Genomic DNA, 16468 nt, shown 5'->3' with positions numbered 1-16468 from the left:
CAAATATTGAACAGTAAAACAAAGGCGTGGTGGTTCGAGAGCCCGTCCGCTCAGCCGCCGTCGTCCACCACACGAACCGACGACCCGAGATACTTCGAGAGAGCCGCCGACGCGCTGTCGGCGTTGAACGGCCCCAGATTCGCGGCGACCTCGGATTTCAGCGTGTCGAGATACGCCCCGTCGGTGCGGAGTTCCCGGAAGTCGACCGACAGCACCGTCACGCCCAGCGCGTCCTCGGTCAGTTCGCGGAAGTACTCCGGGTCGTTCAACTCGCCGTGCCAGCAGTTATCACGGAAGAAGAGCCAGCCGTCCTCGCCGGGCGGGTCGGCCTCGCGGGAGAGTTCTGTCTCGAATTCGGCGGGGTCGGCGCGCAGGTCGGCCGGCTCCGGTTCGAGTCGGAACCGACAGCCGAAGACGTACTCGGCGTGGCCGGCGGGCCCGTCGATATCCTCGCCGTCAGCCATTACTCGTAGACGCCGTCGAACCGCTCAGCGAGATCGATGTCTTTCTCGGTGATGCCGCCGGCGTCGTGGGTGGTCAGCCGGACTTCGACCTCACCCCAGGTGATCGTGATTTCGGGGTGGTGCCAGGCGTCCTCGGCGATGCCACCGATACCCGACGCGAACCCGACGCCGGGGAGGTAGGAGTCGAACTCGTAGGTCCGGACGATCTCGTCGCCGTCGCGGTCCCACGCCTCGGGGAGCTGTGCCTCGATTTTGGAGTCGTCGAGCAGGTCCGCCATATTACGACTGTCGGCCGCGAGCGGAATAAAGCTCGGGCTCCTGGCATCGAAATTCCTTCCTCCCCCGGCCCCGAAATCGTACCGTGACGATCCGCTCGGCTCGCATCGCCCTGGCCGCCGTCGTGTTCGCCGTCCTGCTGGCGCAGGTGTTGCTCTACCCCGGTATCGACACTCTCGTGACGGCGCTCGGTGCCGACACGACGCTTGACGGGAGTATGTGGTTTCTCGCCGCCGAGTTCGGCTCGTTCGTCCTGTTTGCCGGCATCTGGGGTGTCGCCAGTGACGCCACGGGTCGCCGGGTCCCGTTCATCGTCGCCGGCGCGTTCGCAGGCGCCGTCGGCTACGCCCTGCTAGCCGGGCTCCCGCAGGTGACCGACCTCCCGTTTCTCGCCGTTCTCGGGCTCCGCGTCCTGCAGGGTGCAGCGACCATCGGTGCGTTCTCCCTGTCGGTCACGATGTTGATGGACCTCGAAGGTGGGCACGGCCGCAACATGGGCGCGGCCGGCATCGCTATCGGCGGCGGGACAGCACTCGGCGCGCCCGTAGGCGGCCAACTGTACGAGATTAGCCCGTTCGCGCCACTGTTCGTTGCGAGCGTGCTGCTGGTCGTCGTTGGCCTCCTCGCCGCCCGCGTCACCGACCGGGCACCCGACGAACAGCGAGGCCGAATCGGGGCTATCCGCGAGACGATCAGAGAGACGCCCGCCATTCTCGTCCCCTGCGCGTTCGGGTTCGTCGACCGTCTTACCGCTGGTTTCTTCGCGCTCGTCGGAACCCTCTATTTCCGCGAGGTGTTCGGACTCTCCCCAGGACGGACGGGGCTGTTGCTCGCGCTGTTTTTCGCGCCGTTCGCACTCTTCCAGTACCCATTCGGCGTCCTTTCGGACCGGATCGGACGCACCATCCCCGTCCTCGCGGGGTCGACGCTGTACGGTATCGCCGTCATCGGCGTCGGACTCGCGCCGACGGTCGCGCTCGCCGGTGCCGGAATGGTCGCCGTCGGTGTGATCGGCGCGTTGATGGCCCCGGCGACGATGGCACTGGTCACCGACTTAGCTGCCGACGACCGTCGCGGCGTCGCCATGGCCGCGTTCAACGCCGTTGGAAGCCTCGGGTTCTTGGCCGGCGTCCTCGTCGGCGGGACCGTCGCCGACGAGTACGGCTACTTCTCGGCGTTCCTCACCGTCGGAGGGCTGGAGGTCGCAGTCGCGGCGCTTGCCGTCCCGGCATTTATTAGACTCGGACTGCCGGCCGTCGACGCACGACCGGAGTCGTAGCAAATCAGTCGTCCAACTGGTTGAGGACCGCCTGTGGCATCTCGGCTCGCATGTCCTCGGGAATCTCCTCGGGGTCCATGCTGGCGACGAACTCGGGGACATCGGACCCGAACTCCGGGTCGAACAACTGGAGTGCGGTGTTGATGGTGGTCCAGTCGTCCTCCTCGGCCGCGTCTCGCAGGCTCTGGGTCGGCGGCGCGAGCAACTGGCCGACCAGGGCGTCGGCCATCGATTCGACGACGTCGCGTTCCTCGTCGTTTAGGTCGATTTTTTCGAGGGCCGTCGAGAGTTCGCGCGCCTTCATGCGCTCGGCGCTCTCGTACATGCCCGCGATCACCTGATCGGCCCGCTTTCGCTTGTACTGGGTCAGCAGGTGTTCGAACTCCTCGTCGACGAGTTGCTCGACCTTCTCGGCGGCCGTCTCCCGGCGCCGCCGGGAGGCCGCGGTCACCGACTCCAGCGCGTCCATGTCTCTGATCGTCACGGCGTCTATGTCGTCGGCCGCCGGCGGCACGTCCCGTGGCTGAGCGAGGTCTATAACGAGCGTGTCACCGGCCCGCTCGAGTGTCTCAACGGTGACGATGTGGTCCGGACTGCCCGTCGCCGTGATCACCAGGTCCGCCCGGTCGATCGCCGTCGAGACGCCGTTGAGTCCGAGTGCGGACCCGTCTACGCCGAGGCGACTCACCAGGTGTTCCGCGTGGGGCACGGTCCGGTTGGCGACGAGGACGCGCTCGGCGGTCCCGTCGAGAGCCTTGGCGACGAGCGACCCCATCTCACCTGCGCCGACGACCAGTGCCGTCGCCCGCTCCAGGTCGCGCTCCCGGTCGGCGAGGCTGACGGCCGCGCTCCCGAGCGAGACCGTTCCCTCGTTGATAGCGGTCTCGGTGCGGGCGCGCTCGCCGACGTGAATCGCCTTGGTCACACCGTTTTCCAGCACCGGCCCCATCGCGCCGACGCCGCGTGAATCCTCGTACGCGTCTCTGACCTGTCCGAGTATCTGGTCCTCGCCGAGGACGATTGACTCCAGTCCAGCCGACACACGCAGCAGGTGACGCAGACTCTCCTCGTGTCCCATCTCTACGACGGCGTCGTCGGGCACGTCCGCTCGGTAGCATTCGAGAGCGGCCCGGCCAATCGACGCCTCGGGGGCGACGGCGTATGCCTCTGCGCGGTTGCACGTCTGGAGGACGTACGCTTCCTCGACGCCCGACTGACCGAGTAGTGACTCGACGGCCCGACGCTGGTTCTCGGCACAGGCCGCCTCGATATCGTCGACACAGGCCTGCCCGTGGGCGATACTGACACCCGCAATCACGCCGGCTCCGTTTATCACTGTAGATCACCCGTCACGTCCGCAATCACGTCCTCTGCCACCTGGCGACGCTTCGTTCTGCCGCTATCTAAATGCTTCCAAACGCGCGCGGACCGGACGACCGCCCGGACCGCATTCCGCCGTCGCTCCGGGTCGACCGCATCGGCCTGCAGCTCTGCCCGCAACTCCCCCGTCAGCCGTGCCATCTCGCCGGCGCCGTCGACGTCGTCCTCGATTCGCTGGCGTAGATACCGGCTCAGTGCCGGACTCGTCCCGCCCGTCGAAATGGCGACCGTCACTGGCCCGTCCCGCACCGTCGCTGGCACGACGACGCTCCCCGAGTCGCGCTCGCCGTGTTCGTCCGTTCGGTTGACTAGTGCGCCCGCGTCCCGCGCGGCCCGCTCGATGGCCCCGTTCAGTTCGCCGTCGTCCGTCGCGGCCACCACGAGTGCGGGGTCGGCGTCTGCGACCCAGTCGGTCACGTCGTCGGTGTCCGGCGCCGCCCTGACTCGCTCGGCTCCGCCGAAATCCGTGTCTGCGAACGCTGGACTGACGACGATTACGTCGGCCTCGCGGGTGAACCGCCGTGCCTTCCGTGCGCCGACCGAGCCGCCGCCGAACACGAGGACCGTCGTATCGGTGAAGTCGTGTAACAGGGGTATCATCGGTCCCTGCCCATCAGTCGTCGGCCTCACCCGGTTCCACCGTGTTCGCACGGGCGCGCTCGTCCATCCGGATGCCGGTCTTCTTCAGAATCCGGGTCGAGAACAACGTGTCCCAGTCGTCCTCGTTGACATCCCAGAACTCGGTCATCTTCTCGCGGACCTGCTGGACGCGCTCGTCGCTCTCTTCCTCGCTACGGCCGTGGGTCATCGCGAAGAAATTGTACGGCCAGGCGCCGTCGTGGCGCGGCCGCTCGTAGCAGTGTGTGACGAACCCCAGCGACGCGATGGCGGGGCCGACCTCGTCGACTTTCCCGTCGGGCACGTCCCAGACCGTCATACCGTTCTCCGTGTACCCCAGCGAGTAGTGGTTCGGAATCAACCCGACCCGTCTGACCTTCCCCTCCTCGTCGAACCGCTTGATCGTCGACAGCACCCACTCGACGTCTGCGCCCACCGCCTCGGCCACGTCCCGGTAGGGTGTCGGCGAGACGGGGAGTCCGTCCTGAATCTCCAGCACGAGGTCGAGTTCGGCCGGTGTCAGCGAGGTCCGGTCAGTCGGGGTCACCTCGGGCCCGAGAGCCGAGCAGTCCACGTCCCCCTCGGAGATGGGGCCGTCGAGCAGGAACTTCGCCTCTACCCGGAACTCCTGCTGTTTGGGCAGGTTGTAGGTCTCCTGGCCGGTGTCGTCTTCGATGGCCCCTAGCACGTCCTCGACCGCGTCGGCGTCGGGCACGCTGACGACGAACCACATGTTGAGGTGGGGGTGTTCGCGCTCGTAGTTGTGGGCTACTGCATCGTAATCGTTGACCTGCTCGGCCACCTCGTCGAACCGGTCTTCGGGGGCGTGCATCGCAACCAGGGTGGCCGCCCCACCGATTGCCTCGGCGTTGATCAGCGCGCCAAACCGCGTCAGCACGCCCTCCTCGTCGAGGTCCCTGATCCGTTCGAAGAGGCGGTCGGCGTCGACGTCGACACCCCGATCACGGAGCGCCTCGGCCGCTGGCTCGAAGGGGCGCTCGACGACCGGGAACCCGCCCTGAAAGGCATTGACGATGGCCCGATCGGTCCGCGAGAGGTCTTCAGTCATGATTCAGTGTCCGGGTCGAGGCTGCATAAATCCGTGCTTGTTGGCCGCGTATCAGGCGGGTTCGGCGACCGGTTCGACCGTGTACTCGTCTGCGCGGACTGCCTCGACCAGCGCCGCCTGGTCGGCGTCGGCCTCGTAATAAAAAACGATCTTGAACTCCTCTTCACGGAGCAGTTGCTGACACTCCCAGATGAACTCGTCACCATCCAGCGTGCGCCCCTGGTGCTGGTTCAGCCCGAATTCGGAGTCGTCGTTGCCCGAGTAGACGTAGGTCTCTTTCGGGTCCTGTCCGGTGTGTTCTGCGATTCGCTCGCCGATCTCGATGGTCGTCTCGTGGAGCGTAGCTTCGTCATCGCTGTCCAGTTTCGTGTGGACGATCATCCCCACCAGCTCGATTTCCCCCGGTTCTAGTAGCGCTCTCGCCCGCTGGTACAGGTCCGGATCAATGGGGTCCTGCGTTTCCATTAATTGATACTGACTGCCCTGTCCACATACCTCTCACGGTCTCATACCGAACGGCGACGCGCCCCACCGCGGACGACGTCGCTCCTCGCAGGTTCGTGTCTCGGGGCCACCGGCCCCGCACAGTACCGCAACGTGTCGCGCCCGTTACAGGCGCGTTAGTTACAGGCGCGTCAGTTACAGGCGCGTCAGTTACAGGCGCGTCAGGTTCTCCGCGCGCGGGCCCTTGTCGGCCTGCACGATGTCGAACTCCACCTCCTGTCCCTCTTCGAGGTCAGGGCCACCGACGTCTTCCATGTGGAAGAACACGTCTTCGTCCGCATCTTCTGTATCGATGAATCCGTAACCGCCAGTGTCGTTGAAGAAATCAACCGTACCGTTCGCCATTGCAACTGTCAAGAGGACGCCGCCGTATTAAAATCTGCGGGTGAGCCGACACGGGAGGACAAGATACTTATCATGGGGTGAGAGTTCCCATACAATGCTTGCGTGGGTGCGACAGCAGGCGCTGTCGGGGTACGAACGGCTGCTGCGGTGGGAGCTATCGGGGATGCCGGACCACGTCGCGGTCATCCAAGATGGGAACCGCCGATACGCCCGGAAAGAGGGCGAGGGGACGACGGAGGGGCACCGCGCCGGTGCCGAGACGACCGAGGCCATGCTCAACTGGTGTGACGAGTTCGGCATTCAAGAACTGACGCTGTACACGTTCTCGACGGAGAACTTCGACCGCCCGGTCAACCAGCGAGAGGCGCTGTTCGACCTCATCGAGGAGAAACTGTACGAGTTCGCCGACGCCGACCGCGTCCACGATGGCGAGGTGAAGATCCGGGCCATCGGCGAGACTCAGGACCTCCCGGGGCGGGTCCGAACCGCTATCCAGTACGCCGAGGGCCGTACCCGCGACTACGACGAACTGCAGTTGAATATCGCGCTGGCCTATGGCGGCCGCGCAGAACTGCTCGGCGCCGCCCGCGACGTGGCCCGCGACGTGGTCTACGGCGACCTCGACCCCGACGAAATCGACGCCGAAACCGTCGAACAGCGCCTCTACGAGGGCCCGTCCTGTGACGTCGACCTCATTCTTCGGACCGGCGGCGCCGAACGCACCAGCAACTTCCTGCCCTGGCACGCCAACGGCAACGAGGCCGCCGTCTTCTTCTGTGCCCCTTACTGGCCGGAGTTCCGGAAAGTGGACTTTCTCCGGGCGATTCGTACCTACGAGTCCCGCGAGGAGTCCTGGCGGACCGCCCGCGCCAAGCGTGCCCTGGCGCTCGTCCGGGCGATGGGCAGTGCCGAACTCGACGAGGCGCGCTCGGTCCTCAGCCGGTTCCGCGACGCGCTCCCGAGCGAAGACCGCGAGGCCGTCACCGAAGCCGTCGACGACGCCGACCGCAACCCCGCCGACTAACCCGCGGGCCTCGCCTGGGCGACATGGACCCATCACCCGCCGAGAACTGGGCGAACGTCCACTCGAACCGCGTGGAGATCGATTTCTTTCCGCATACGTGGCGCAGGAATATGATTATTACCGCCAACGGATCGTTTTAGCCGTCCGTGTCCTGTCGGAGGGTATGCGCAGGCGGGTGTTCCTCGGTACGGTCGGGAGCGCCATCGTTGCAGGGTGCAGTTCCGATTCGACCGACGGTTCGACTGAGACGAGTACCGACTCGACGACAGACGGGACCGAAACGAGTGTCACCACTTCGAACCCCGACCCCGAGCCCAGTGGCGAGCCCGCGTTCGAGCAGGCGTGGGAACTCGACCGTGGGCCGGAGGAACGCGAACAACTCGTCGTCGGGAGCGACGTCGTCCTCTGGGAAACCGGCGACCCGATGACCGTCTGTAACGACCTCGTCTCGGGGGCAGAGCGCTGGACACGCGAGAAGTTCTACAACGATAAACTCTACCCGACGGCCGACCGGATCTACGGGCTACCGAGCGGCGAGGACGTCGTCGAAGCGCTTGACCCGCAGTCCGGGGAGGCACAGTGGACGGTCCCGCTCAGCGACGTCATCGGTGAGGGGGCCGTCGAGGGTGCCCGGGCCAGCGGGCTGGCCATCCCCGTCCCCGGTGGCGTCGCCGTCAGTGCCAACGGACTGGAGGAGAGTGGATCGGCGATCCTCGACGGCGAATCCGGTGAGATCCTGGCGCGAATCAGGCAGGGTGGCCAGCGTCGCCAGCTATCGAACCCGGCCCAGGACGGCGGACAGCTGTTCACGTCGTCGGGCCGTCCGCTCTTTTTTGCGTACGACCTCGAGGCGTACGAGGTTCAGTGGTCGATCGACAGGGACAGTTTCACGACCGGGAGCCCGGGGAAAGACGGATTCGCCGTCGGACCGGACCGGGTGTTCACGCCGGCCCAGACGGTGAACAACTACGGCCGGTCCGCGGTCCCGGCCCGCGCGTACGACCGAACCGACGGCAGCGTCGAGTGGGAAGTCGAGGCGTCCGACCAGTTGACCGCGCCGTACGGGTACGCCGACGGCACGCTCGTCTTCGTCGGCCGCGAGTCGGTCGGTGTCGACCCCGGAACGGGCGAGATCCAGTGGACCTACTCCCACGACTCCCGCCCCGTCGACCATCCGGTGATCACCGACCACGGCGTGATCGTGCTGGAACAGGGTGGCCCGATGGTGGCACTCGACCCCCAGTCCGGCGACGAGGTCTCCAGCGTCGACCTCCTCGGCGAGTTCGTCGACGGCACCGACTCACACGTCTTCGTCGGCGGCGCGGCGACCGAAACCGGGTACGTCTGCTATCGGCACTGACCATCCGCCGAACTCCGCTGCCTCGAACGAATCCCAAACTTCCGGCAGACTCGCTGCGCTCGCCTGCCGGCGTTTGGACAGTTCCCTGCGGTCACTGTCGGAACCACCGTCGGTCCGCTCCCGCCGGTCGCTCCCCGACGCGATTTGGCCTACCGGCCAAACTTCCGGCAGACTCGCTGCGCTCGCCTGCCGGCGTTTGGACAGTTCCCTGCGGTCACTGTCCAAACCGCCGCTGGCGATCCTGAAAATCCCGGATCGCCCGGAGGTACTCCCGCTTCCGGAAGTCCCGCCAGTTCACGTCGGTGAAGTAGAGTTCGGAGTAGACCGACTGCCAGATCATGAAATCCGAGAGCCGTTCGGCCCCGGTCTTGATAACGAGGTCGGGGTCTGTCGGGAAGACCAGTCGCTCCTCGATGTCGGCTTCGTCGACCTCGCCGGGCGTCAGTTCGCCCGTCTGCACGTCCTCGGCGACCCCCTGAACGGCGGCGGCGAACTCGTGTTTACCGCCGAGACCGATACTCACCTGGATAGGGGCGTCGACCCGCTGGTCGTCGTCGGGGCCACGGACGGCCATCTCACGAGGCGCGGTGACGTCCTCGAGCGCGCGCCGGAGCGTCGGGACTGCTTCCTCGTCGAGGACGGAGACGTAAACCATCACCCGCTCGGCACCGTACTCAATGGCCCAGTCGAAAAACGACTCCAGGGTGTCGTAAGCCCCCTGTTCGAGCAGGTCTCGCTCGGTGATGACGACTGCGACGTTGTCGGGCGTCTCCTCGCTGGCCCACTGTGTTCGGACCGCGAGATACCGGTCGTAGATGCCCACAGGTCAGGTTTCCCGTCACAGCGTATGAAGGTCACGGGTCGCGGGGCGGTTGCTGTGCGGTGGCAGAGGCGGTGCGGTCGCGGTGGAGTACCAGCACAGCACCGGAACTCGCGGCTGTGCGAGTTCCGCTTTTTCGCCCACGTTTTTGCCGCGAGCGGTGGTGCGTCAGCGCGCCACCCGAGCGAGAAAAAGGTGGTTCTTAAGTGGGTCTCGGAGAAACCAGCGGTACGTGACGACGACAGTCCGGCGAGCAGGGGCGTTCGCGTTGGTCGGGACGGGTGGCCTGCTCGTCCCGGCCGTCAGCCGAGTGACTCCACAGTTGGTCGCCGCCGCCGGAACAGTGCCGTTCACCGACCGAGTGACATCGCAGGCGGTCGCCACCGTCGCCGGAACGCTCCCGTTCATTACGATGGCCGTGTTGGCGCTCTACGTCATCGACGGGGGATTCGTATTCGAGTTGTTCGCCCGACCGGGCGACCACGAGGACGGTCGCCTCTACGGGTTGGCGGGCTTTTCACTCGCGGTCGCAGGGCTGGCACTCCTGGCCGTGCAGTTCGCGTTGCCGATGACGGTCTTCGCGACGGCGGTGTTCATCCTCTCGTACGGGAATCTCGCGGAACACCTCGTCAGGGTGTGGCGGCCGGAACCGGCGGTGGCGACAGCGGGCTTCGTCGCCGGTGGCTCGGTGCTCGGCTTCGGCGGAGGGCTGGCGACCGTGACGCTGACGCCCGAGTCTATTCTGCCAGCTACGCTCGCATTTTTCGCCGTCAGTGGGGCGCTGCTGGCCTCCCTGTTGCGGGCGGTCCTGTTCCCTCGTGACGATCCGCTGGTGATGGTTTCGGCCGCGCTCCTGCTGTGGCTGTTTGCGGACCTCGGCGTTGCCGTCTCTCCCGTTCGCGTCGGGGTAGCGCTCCTGGTGACCGTCGCCTTCGGTTACGTCTCGTACTGGCTCGAAGCGGCCTCCATCGCGGGGATGGTCACCGGCGTCCTGCTTGGCCTGCTGACAATCGTCCTCGGGGGGTATGGCTGGTTCGCCATGCTAATCACGTTTTTCGGGGTCGGTGCGCTCTCGACGAAGTTTCGCTATGACGAGAAACAGGACCGGGGAATCGCACAGGAGAACGAAGGCGTGCGCGGGAGCGGCAACGTCCTCGCCAACTCGATGATGGCCCTGATCGCGGTCGTTGGGTTCGCGGCGAGTCCGACCCACCTCCCCGTTCCGCCCGACGTGTTCTTCTACGCCTTTGCCGGGGCCGTCGCCGCGGCGATGAGCGACACCCTCTCCAGTGAAATCGGTGGTCTATTTAATGGGCCGCGGCTGATCACGACGTTCGAGCGAGTCGCGCCGGGCACCGACGGCGCCGTTACCTGGCAGGGTGAAATCGCCGGGGTCGCCGGTGCCGGTCTGATCGCCGTCATCGCGGCCACCTTCGAGTCGGTCCAGCCCCTGGGCGCGCTGGTAGTAGTCGGCGCGGGCGTCCTCGGGATGACCGCCGACAGCCTCCTCGGTGCGACCGTCGAGGGGCAGTACTTCGGCAATCAGGTCGTCAACTTCCTCGCGACGGGTGTCGCCGCCATCGCGGGTGGCGTCGTCGCCCTCGGGGTCGGCACGCTGTGATACGACCCGCGACTACCGACGACCTCCCGCGACTGCGCGCCATCCAGACCGCAGCACTAGCGGAACCGTGGAACGGCCTGCTCGGACCCGCCGTCGAGGGGCCGCCGGTCGCGCTCGCCGTCGCCGACGAGGCTGGTGAGCCCGACGGGTACGCCATCGCCATCCCGCAGGACACCGTGGCGTACCTCGCCGAACTGGCGGTCGCACCCGGTTACCGCGGCGAGGGCCGCGGCTCCCGGTTGCTGACGGCGCTGTGTGAGCGGCTCGCGGCCGACGGGTTCGAGACGCTGGAACTGACCGTCCGGGCCGACGACAAGCGGGCGCGGCGCTTCTACGACGACCACGACTTCGTCGAACGGGACCGACTCCCCGGTCACTACGAAGCCGGAGACGGGCTTTTGCTTGTTCGTCGGCTTTAGAACTGCTCGGCTGTCCGGACGCGGACGCTGGTTGGCTGTTTGACGAAGTCATCGGTCGAGCGTGGGACGATCTGCTCGACGCCACGCTGGGCGGCCACGTCGAGCAACCGCTGGTCGAGTTCGCCGTCGAGGACGATCGTCGTCGGCGTCGCCTCGACGTCGGCGACGGTGTCGAACGCCTCACTCGCAGGGGCCGAGGTGAGTTCCTGGAACTCCCCATCGAGCAGTACGACGTCGCCGCGTTCGGCGTCGATGACCGCCTGCACGTGGCCCGCCAGCGTCTCCGGTTCGGCCGGCGCGTCCGTCGCGTCTCCATCGTCCTCTGTGGCCGACTCGTCGCCAGTCGTCTTCGTTGCAGGCTCATCGGCGGACGCCGCGTCGGCCTCGTCCGGTGTCGCCGCGGACCCGGGCGGCGCGGGTCTCGCGCTCCCGTCGGTTGCGGCGACCGACTCGTGGGGCGAACTCGCGCCCGCGACGGCCTCCATCTGGACCTTCTCACGGAGTGCGGTCATCACCTCGTCGCGCGCCAGGTCCTCGACCGACTGGTGCTCCGGGGCGAAGGCGACGTAGTCCACGTCGCCGACCTGCTGGAGTTCCTTGAGGATGAGGTCGCCACCGCGGTCACCGTCGAGGAAAGCCGTCACCGTCCGCTCCCGTGTGAGGTCGGCGACGACCCTGGGTACGTCGGTGCCTTCGACGGCGACGGCGTTTTTGATGCCGTACTTCAGCAACTGGCGAACGTCGGCCCGGCCCTCGACGACGATGATCGCGTCGCTGTCGCTGACGCGAGGTCCGGCCGGCAGCCCATCGTATTCCGTGATGTCCTCGACTCGAACCGTCTGTCGGACCTCCTCGATTAGGTCCGCGCTCCGAGCGACTTCGCCCTCGAATTCGGCGAGCAGGTCCGTCGCCCGGTCGACGACCTCCCGCCGCTTGGCTGCGCGCACGTCCTCCAGTTTCGTCACCTCGAAGTCCGCGCGACACGGGCCGACCCGGTCGATAGTCTCTAAAGCGGCCGCGAGGATGGCGGTCTCGACTTTGTCGAGTCCGCTGGCGATGGTCACCTCGCCGTAGGAGCGGCCCCCCTCTGACTCGACTGCGACGTCGATTCGACCGACTTTGGAGGACTCCTGTAACGCCCGGAGGTCGAGTTCGTCGCCAAGCAATCCCTCTGTCTGGCCGAATACCGCGCCGACGACGTCACTCCGCTCTACCACCCCGTCGGCGACGATGTCCGCGTGAATCAAGTATTTGGCTGAATCCTGCATTGGTGATGAACTGCCCCCGCTGGGGGCGATGATGTGAACCGCGTGATGATGACGTGTCCATGAACAGACCCATGGATACAGATATATATAGCGGCTTTGCCGACATATAGCTACCGTTCTGGTACGAGCCCTGACACTTCGCTCCGGCGACGAAACCGACTTTTCGGTGGCGGTCCGTCCTCCGCTATGGGTATCGAGGAAGCCGATATCGACCCCGAACGGTTTCTCGACGACGTGGAGCTACGGGTCGGAACCGTCCGCTCCGCCGAACCGTTCCCCGAGGCGCGCAAGGACGTGTACAAACTCGATGTGGACTTCGGCTCCGAAACTCGTCAGTCCGCCGCCGGCCTGACCGACAACTATGACCCCGAGGAACTGGAGGGACGACAGGTGCTGGCCGTCGTCAACCTCGGGACGGTGAACATCGCGGGCTTCGAGAGCGAGTGCCTGGTCACCGGCGTCGACGACGAGGACGGCGACGTGGTCCACCTCCAACCCGAGCGTGACGTGCCCGACGGGACGCGGCTGTACTAAAGCCGATCCGACGGAGAGTTCGAAGAGAATATTTCTTCGATATAGCTATCCGTTCGCTATCGACACACCTATTCGCGTTTAGATGATAAATAATTCATGATGCAGAGAGCGACGTTCGTCTGGAGTGCGGTCGCAGTTTTGCTCGCCGGGCTGGCGGTCCCTTGGTTTCTGTGGGGGTCGAGCCGGGTCGTAGCCGGGTTACCGGTCTGGATCTGGTGGCACGTGGGCTGGCTCGGGCTGACTTCGGTCGTCTTTGCCGCCTTCGCGGACCGGGCTTGGGGCGTTGGAATCGAGGACACCGAGGGTGGTTTCGATGGCTGAGACGGCCCTCCAGCTCGGTATCATCCTCGGATACCTCCTGCTCGCGCTCGGTGTCGGGGTGGTCGCCTATCGGCTGACCGACCGGACCGCCGAGGACTACTTCCTGGCGAGTCGGACGCTAGGTACCGTCGTGCTTCTCTTCACGACCTTCGCGACGCTGCTGTCGGCGTTCACTTTCTTCGGTGGCCCCACCGCCGCATACAGGGCCGGCCCGGAATGGATTCTCGTGATGGGGCTGATGGACGGCGTTCTCTTCGGGCTCCTCTGGTACGTCATCGGCTACAAGCAGTGGCTGGTCGGCAAAGTCAACGGGTACGTGACTCTCGGGGAGATGATCGGAGACCGCTTCGGCTCGCCGATATTGCGCGTCCTGATCGCGGGCATCTCGCTGTTCTGGTTGCTCCCCTACGTGATGCTCCAGCAGCAGGGTGCCGGGACCGCCATCGCGGCGCTGACACAGGGCGCGGTCCCCTACTGGGTCGGGGCCGGCGGTATCACCCTGTTCATGATCGTCTACGTCGTGCTGTCGGGGATGCGGGGCGTTGCCTGGACGGACACGCTGCAGGGACTGTTCATGCTCGGCATGATCTGGGTCGCGGTCGCTTGGATTCTCTCGGTGGTCGGCGGTCCCGGCGCAGCCACGGCCGAACTGGCGGCGGCCTCCCCGGGGCACCTCACGCTGGGCGGGGGGCTGTACACGCCGGCCTACGTTCTCTCGACGGCGATTTCGATCGCGTTCGGCGTCACGATGTTCCCGCAGGTCAACCAGCGCTTCTTCGTCGCCGGCTCGAAGCGCGTCCTCAAGCGGACGTTCGCGCTCTGGCCAGTGCTCGTCATCCTCCTGTTCGTCCCGGCGTTCATGCTCGGTGCGTGGGCTCAGGGTCTGGGAATCGTGGCCGGCGAGGGCGAGAACGTTCTCCCACTCCTCTTGAACGAGTACACGCCAGCGTGGTTCGCGGCGCTCGTGGTCGCCGGCGCGGTGGCTGCGATGATGTCCTCCAGTGACTCGATGCTCCTGTCGGGGTCGTCGTATCTGACCCGTGACGTCTACCGGCAGGTCGTCTCCGGCGTCACGGAGCGCCGCGAGGCGCTCGTCGGCCGGATGGGTGTCGTCGTCATCGCCCTGCTGTCGTTCGTCGCGAGCCTCTTCCAGCCGGGGACGCTCATCGACATCGGTGAGACCGCCTTCGGCGGATTCGCACAGCTTGCGCTCCCCGTGCTGGTCGCGCTCTACTGGTCGGGAACGACTCGCTACGGCATGTACGCCGGCATCGGTGGCAGCCAGCTGTTCTATCTCGGGAGCGTCTTCCTCCCGTTCGTCCCTGCAGGGTACGTCCTCCCGTTCGCCCCCGGCCTCGGCGGCTGGTCGGCCTCCGTCGTCGGGATGGGACTCGGACTCCTCCTGACCCTCGGCGTTTCTGTGGCCACCGGCCACGCTGCCGGCGAAGACGCCGCAGCCTATCAGCGTCTCTCGGCGGACTAACCGCTTCCAGACAGCGGTCGGTCTTCGAGGCCCGTCGCGACCGACTCGTCCGGGGGCAAACGCCGAACGACGACGATCCCTCGAACGGGTGTGAGACAACCAGAGGGTTTCGGCCTCAGTGCATGGCCGAGACACCGCGTCCCGTTCAGTCGCCGGTCTGCTGTTCGTCGGCCACGAACGACCGGTTTCACAGCAGAGAGACCCCCCTGCGAGACTCGCAAGCGCCGCAGCGACCCCGAAACCGGCCCCACCTCCACTCGACGTCGTCACCGTCGGGGTGGTCGACGGTGTCACGGTGGTGGTCGTGGTACCGGGACCGAGTCTCGCCGTCCCCACGGTTGAGGTCGCGGTTGTCCTCGGCGAGTCCGACGGCCCCAGCGCGGCCCGGTGGAACTCGGTCACGTCTGTCGTTATCTCGTCGACGATCCGGTGACCGACGCCGTCGTGAACCGCCTCGGGGTCAAGTGGATCGAGACGCGGAGCGTCTCGTCATCACGGAAGACTTCGTCTTCCGTACGACCCCGAGGCTTCTTGCCGTGTTAGTTGGACACGCCTCCGGATACCTTCGGTCTGGTCGCCTCGACCGGTATCAGATGCCACGGCCGGGCCGTCCACAGGCTCCGATGTCTGCCGTCGCAACTCCCACTTCTGCACCTGCGGGAGTAGAGCAGGCACGTTTCTATCATCTTGTGTTCGTAGCCGTTGTGGACGACTCGCTGGCGGAAACTCGGTCGAACGCGACACACGCACCCCATCGTCACCACGAGCGTCACCGCCGTCGACGTGGGACGGTCTCCTGTCGACGCCCACCACTCCCGGGGGCGCGCGGTCCGACATCCGGTCTTCGAACTCCGTGACTGCGCGAGGCTGCCTGTCTCAGAGGCGCGGACCGATCGCTCACGAGACTGGTGCTTTATGTAAGGAGCCTCCCGTTGTCGTTCGTATGCAGACCCATATCGTCCCTGTCGGCTTCGACTACGACCGGCTCATCGCGCCGCTCGTGCGGGAGCGCCTCGACGTGGACCGGGTGGTCCTTCTCGAGGGGGCCGTGGGGAGCGAGGCCAACGTCGAGTACTCTCGCAATCTCGCCGAAAAACTCGAAAAAGACTTCACGAACCTGCTCGGAGCCGAAACCGAGCGAATCGTCGTTGAGGACGTCTACGACTACGACGAGGCGTTCGAGCAGGCCTACAGCCTCATTATGACCGAACTCGACCGGAGACGCGACGGGGAGAGAGACGAGGACGACGGAAGCGAGGTTTGGGTCAACATCTCGGCGATGCCCCGTACAGTCTCGTTCGCCTTTGCCACCGCAGCCCACTCGATTATGGTCGAACGTCAGGAGGACCGTGACCGTATCCATACGTACTACACGGTCCCCGAAAAGTACCTCGAAACCGAACTCGCAGAGGAACTCCGCCGACAGATCGACCTCCTCTCGGACCTCCGCGGCGAGGTGGACGACGACCGGGTCACCGAGCGTCTGGAGAGCGCCCGCAACCTCCTGGACGAGTTCGACGAACGCGGAACGACCATCGGTGCCAAAGAGATCGACGGCAGTCACGTCGTCGAACTCCCCGTGGCCTCGTTCTCGAACGTCAAACCCTTCGAGGAGATTATCCTCTTCACCCTCGGGGAACACGGCGAGTTCGAGTCCGTCTCCGAACTGGCACAGGAACTCTC

Annotated in this window: 18 protein-coding genes; 9 read left to right on the top strand and 9 right to left on the bottom strand. The window is 65.9% G+C overall.

Features of this window, described 5'->3' with window-relative positions; all coding sequences use genetic code 11:
- Positions 1-50 precede the first annotated feature (50 nt).
- Both lwrS and Q0964_RS02920 read right to left on the bottom strand, forming a co-directional pair.
- On the bottom strand, positions 51-464 hold the full coding sequence (lwrS, locus tag Q0964_RS02925) for an LWR-salt protein (protein ID WP_299263260.1): 414 nt from the start codon (positions 462-464) through the stop codon (positions 51-53).
- Positions 464-742: a 4a-hydroxytetrahydrobiopterin dehydratase gene (locus Q0964_RS02920; protein ID WP_299263258.1), complete on the bottom strand. Its 279-nt coding sequence runs from the start codon at positions 740-742 to the stop codon at positions 464-466. Before Q0964_RS02920 ends, lwrS begins: the two co-directional genes overlap by 1 nt.
- 83 nt (positions 743-825) lie before the next feature.
- Between Q0964_RS02920 and Q0964_RS02915 the strand changes: the two genes are divergently transcribed.
- Complete coding sequence (locus Q0964_RS02915) at positions 826-2019, top strand: MFS transporter (protein ID WP_299263256.1); 1194 nt, start codon at positions 826-828, stop codon at positions 2017-2019.
- A 4-nt stretch (positions 2020-2023) separates the two neighbouring features.
- Here Q0964_RS02915 and hemA read toward each other — a convergent pair whose 3' ends face one another.
- The 5 genes from hemA to Q0964_RS02890 all read right to left on the bottom strand — a co-directional run bounded on the left by hemA (position 2024) and on the right by Q0964_RS02890 (position 5935).
- Positions 2024-3355 (bottom strand): glutamyl-tRNA reductase, encoded by a 1332-nt coding sequence (hemA, locus tag Q0964_RS02910; protein ID WP_299263254.1) that lies wholly within the window; start codon positions 3353-3355, stop codon positions 2024-2026.
- Positions 3352-3999 (bottom strand): precorrin-2 dehydrogenase/sirohydrochlorin ferrochelatase family protein, encoded by a 648-nt coding sequence (locus Q0964_RS02905; protein ID WP_299263252.1) that lies wholly within the window; start codon positions 3997-3999, stop codon positions 3352-3354. Before Q0964_RS02905 ends, hemA begins: the two co-directional genes overlap by 4 nt.
- Before the next feature lie 13 nt (positions 4000-4012).
- Positions 4013-5086, bottom strand: coding sequence for a siroheme decarboxylase subunit beta (ahbB, locus tag Q0964_RS02900; RefSeq protein WP_299263250.1), 1074 nt, complete (start codon positions 5084-5086; stop codon positions 4013-4015).
- A gap of 51 nt (positions 5087-5137) precedes the next feature.
- A complete protein-coding gene (locus Q0964_RS02895; protein WP_299263248.1) occupies positions 5138-5551 on the bottom strand; it encodes a DUF5778 family protein in 414 nt (137 codons plus the stop codon).
- A gap of 189 nt (positions 5552-5740) precedes the next feature.
- Entirely contained in the window at positions 5741-5935 is a 195-nt protein-coding gene (locus Q0964_RS02890) for a cold-shock protein (RefSeq protein WP_299263246.1), read from the bottom strand.
- A gap of 94 nt (positions 5936-6029) precedes the next feature.
- Here Q0964_RS02890 and uppS point away from each other — a divergent pair, with 94 nt between their 5' ends.
- Both uppS and Q0964_RS02880 read left to right on the top strand, forming a co-directional pair.
- Positions 6030-6959: a polyprenyl diphosphate synthase gene (gene uppS, locus Q0964_RS02885; protein ID WP_299263244.1), complete on the top strand. Its 930-nt coding sequence runs from the start codon at positions 6030-6032 to the stop codon at positions 6957-6959.
- Positions 6960-7122: 163 nt separating this feature from the next.
- Complete coding sequence (locus tag Q0964_RS02880) at positions 7123-8319, top strand: outer membrane protein assembly factor BamB family protein (RefSeq protein WP_299263242.1); 1197 nt, start codon at positions 7123-7125, stop codon at positions 8317-8319.
- A 214-nt stretch (positions 8320-8533) separates the two neighbouring features.
- Here Q0964_RS02880 and Q0964_RS02875 read toward each other — a convergent pair whose 3' ends face one another.
- On the bottom strand, positions 8534-9142 hold the full coding sequence (locus Q0964_RS02875; RefSeq protein WP_299263240.1) for an undecaprenyl diphosphate synthase family protein: 609 nt from the start codon (positions 9140-9142) through the stop codon (positions 8534-8536).
- Positions 9143-9371: 229 nt separating this feature from the next.
- On the opposite strand from Q0964_RS02875, the gene Q0964_RS02870 reads away from it, so the two are divergent.
- Together Q0964_RS02870 and Q0964_RS02865 are read left to right on the top strand one after the other, a co-directional pair.
- Positions 9372-10760, top strand: coding sequence for a DUF92 domain-containing protein (locus Q0964_RS02870; RefSeq protein WP_299263238.1), 1389 nt, complete (start codon positions 9372-9374; stop codon positions 10758-10760).
- A complete protein-coding gene (locus Q0964_RS02865) occupies positions 10757-11179 on the top strand; it encodes a GNAT family N-acetyltransferase (protein WP_299263236.1) in 423 nt (140 codons plus the stop codon). Before Q0964_RS02870 ends, Q0964_RS02865 begins: the two co-directional genes overlap by 4 nt.
- Here the strand turns inward: Q0964_RS02865 and dnaG are convergent.
- Positions 11176-12447, bottom strand: a complete 1272-nt coding sequence (gene dnaG / locus Q0964_RS02860) for a DNA primase DnaG (protein WP_299263234.1) — start codon at positions 12445-12447, stop codon at positions 11176-11178. The two genes, Q0964_RS02865 and dnaG, sit on opposite strands and share 4 nt — an antisense overlap.
- 186 nt (positions 12448-12633) lie before the next feature.
- Between dnaG and Q0964_RS02855 the strand changes: the two genes are divergently transcribed.
- The 4 genes from Q0964_RS02855 to Q0964_RS02840 form a co-directional block, all read left to right on the top strand.
- Positions 12634-12981, top strand: a complete 348-nt coding sequence (locus tag Q0964_RS02855; protein WP_299263233.1) for a tRNA-binding protein — start codon at positions 12634-12636, stop codon at positions 12979-12981.
- 96 nt (positions 12982-13077) lie between these two features.
- Positions 13078-13302, top strand: a complete 225-nt coding sequence (locus tag Q0964_RS02850) for a DUF3311 domain-containing protein (protein ID WP_299263231.1) — start codon at positions 13078-13080, stop codon at positions 13300-13302.
- Complete coding sequence (locus Q0964_RS02845) at positions 13295-14785, top strand: sodium:solute symporter family protein (protein WP_299263229.1); 1491 nt, start codon at positions 13295-13297, stop codon at positions 14783-14785. Before Q0964_RS02850 ends, Q0964_RS02845 begins: the two co-directional genes overlap by 8 nt.
- A gap of 943 nt (positions 14786-15728) precedes the next feature.
- Positions 15729-16468, top strand: a 740-nt coding sequence (locus tag Q0964_RS02840) for an HFX_2341 family transcriptional regulator domain-containing protein (RefSeq protein ID WP_299263227.1), incomplete at its 3' end; no start/stop codon positions are given.

This window comes from Halorientalis sp. (assembly GCF_028275115.1).
GTDB lineage: Archaea > Halobacteriota > Halobacteria > Halobacteriales > Haloarculaceae > Halorientalis.
This window is presented reverse-complemented; position numbering and strand designations above follow the sequence as displayed.

Excerpts from the sequence above, each read along its gene's own strand:
- lwrS (WP_299263260.1), bottom strand. The coding sequence starts at position 464 with ATGGCTGACGGCGAGGATATCGACGGGCCCGCCGGCCACGCCGAGTAC.
- Q0964_RS02920 (WP_299263258.1), bottom strand. The coding sequence starts at position 742 with ATGGCGGACCTGCTCGACGACTCCAAAATCGAGGCACAGCTCCCCGAG.
- Q0964_RS02905 (WP_299263252.1), bottom strand. The coding sequence starts at position 3,999 with ATGATACCCCTGTTACACGACTTCACCGATACGACGGTCCTCGTGTTC.
- ahbB (WP_299263250.1), bottom strand. The coding sequence starts at position 5,086 with ATGACTGAAGACCTCTCGCGGACCGATCGGGCCATCGTCAATGCCTTT.
- Q0964_RS02895 (WP_299263248.1), bottom strand. The coding sequence starts at position 5,551 with ATGGAAACGCAGGACCCCATTGATCCGGACCTGTACCAGCGGGCGAGA.
- Q0964_RS02890 (WP_299263246.1), bottom strand. The coding sequence starts at position 5,935 with ATGGCGAACGGTACGGTTGATTTCTTCAACGACACTGGCGGTTACGGA.
- uppS (WP_299263244.1), top strand. The coding sequence starts at position 6,030 with ATGCTTGCGTGGGTGCGACAGCAGGCGCTGTCGGGGTACGAACGGCTG.
- Q0964_RS02880 (WP_299263242.1), top strand. The coding sequence starts at position 7,123 with ATGCGCAGGCGGGTGTTCCTCGGTACGGTCGGGAGCGCCATCGTTGCA.
- dnaG (WP_299263234.1), bottom strand. The coding sequence starts at position 12,447 with ATGCAGGATTCAGCCAAATACTTGATTCACGCGGACATCGTCGCCGAC.
- Q0964_RS02855 (WP_299263233.1), top strand. The coding sequence starts at position 12,634 with ATGGGTATCGAGGAAGCCGATATCGACCCCGAACGGTTTCTCGACGAC.
- Q0964_RS02850 (WP_299263231.1), top strand. The coding sequence starts at position 13,078 with ATGATGCAGAGAGCGACGTTCGTCTGGAGTGCGGTCGCAGTTTTGCTC.
- Q0964_RS02845 (WP_299263229.1), top strand. The coding sequence starts at position 13,295 with ATGGCTGAGACGGCCCTCCAGCTCGGTATCATCCTCGGATACCTCCTG.